This window comes from Flavobacterium granuli (assembly GCF_900129705.1).
Taxonomy (GTDB): Bacteria; Bacteroidota; Bacteroidia; order Flavobacteriales; family Flavobacteriaceae; genus Flavobacterium; species Flavobacterium granuli.
Map to the genome: position 1 here is coordinate 1 of NZ_FQWO01000027.1, position 1,490 is coordinate 1,490.

1 protein-coding gene is annotated in these 1,490 nt (G+C 48.3%); it reads right to left on the reverse strand.

The window, feature by feature from the left end; genetic code table 11:
• Nucleotides 1-1,490: hypothetical protein (locus tag BUB25_RS16690; RefSeq protein WP_170860238.1), on the reverse strand; the 1,490-nt coding region annotated here is incomplete at both ends.

Below are 1,490 nucleotides of genomic sequence, written 5' to 3' on the forward strand. Positions count from 1 at the left end.
GATAAAGCATAAACCGTTGGAGACACTCCTGCATACATCACAGTGCGTGCTTCATTCAATCCGCCTGCACCGGTTACATTCGCTGTTCCTCCATGAGAAACTCCATCGTAAGTAGCATCGCTCACTGTTACAACCGTGGCTGAAGCTGCTTTGCCGATGGTAAACTCTTTGCTGTCGCTTGAATCTAAATGGTTGGCCCCTGAATAACTCGCTGATGCCGTATAAGTCCCTGCGGCCGTTGGTGCCGTAGCTGATAAAGCATAAACCGTTGGAGATACTCCTGCATACATCACTGTGCGTGCTTCATTCAATCCGCCTGCACCAGTTACATTTGCTGTTCCTCCATGAGAAACTCCATCGTAAGTAGCATCGCTCACTGTTACAACCGTGGTTGAAACTGCTTTGCTGATTGTAAACTCTTTGCTGTCGCTTGAATCTAAATGGTTAGCCCCTGAATAACTCGCTGATGCCGTATAAGTTCCTGCGGCCGTTGGTGCCGTAGCTGATAAAGTATAAACCGTTGGAGACACTCCTGCATACATCACAGTGCGTGCTTCATTCAATCCGCCTGCACCGGTTACATTCGCTGTTCCTCCATGAAAAACTCCATCGTAAGTAGCATCGCTCACTGTTACAACCGTGGCTGAAACTGCTTTGCTGATTGTAAACTCTTTGCTGTCGCTTGAATCTAAATGGTTAGCCCCTGAATAACTCGCTGATGCCGTATAGGTTCCTGCGGCCGTTGGTGCCGTAGCTGATAAAGTATAAACCGTTGGAGACACTCCTGCATACATCACAGTGCGTGCTTCATTCAATCCGCCTGCACCGGTTACATTCGCTGTTCCTCCATGAGAAACTCCATCGTAAGTAGCATCGCTCACTGTTACAACCGTGGCTGAAACTGCTTTGCTGATGGTAAACTCTTTGCTGTCGTTTGAATCTAAATGGTTAGCCCCTGAATAACTTGCTGATGCCGTATAGGTTCCTGCGGCCGTTGGTGCCGTAGCTGATAAAGCATAAACCGTTGGAGATACTCCTGCATACATCACTGTGCGTGCTTCATTCAATCCGCCTGCACCGGTTACATTCGCTGTTCCTCCATGGGAAACTCCATCGTAAGTAGCATCGCTCACTGTTACAACCGTGGCTGAAGCTGCCTTGCCGATGGCAAAATCCTTGTTGTCATCACTGCCAAAATGGTTCGCATCACCTGGGTAAGTATAGCTCGCATTGGCTGTACCCACATTGATATTGTTCGCATAAACCGGAGCCGGAGTCAAGCTCAAACCACCAGCACCTGTAACTGTAACTGAAGCTTGTTCAATAGCAGAACCAGTATAAGTGAACGGTGCGCCTGCCGCAATGGTAACTGTTGTTACTGAAGCTGCCTTGCCGATGGCAAAATCCTTGTTGTCATCACTGCCAAAATGGTTCGCATCACCTGGGTAAGTATAGCTCGCATTGGCTGTACCCACATTGATATTGTTCGC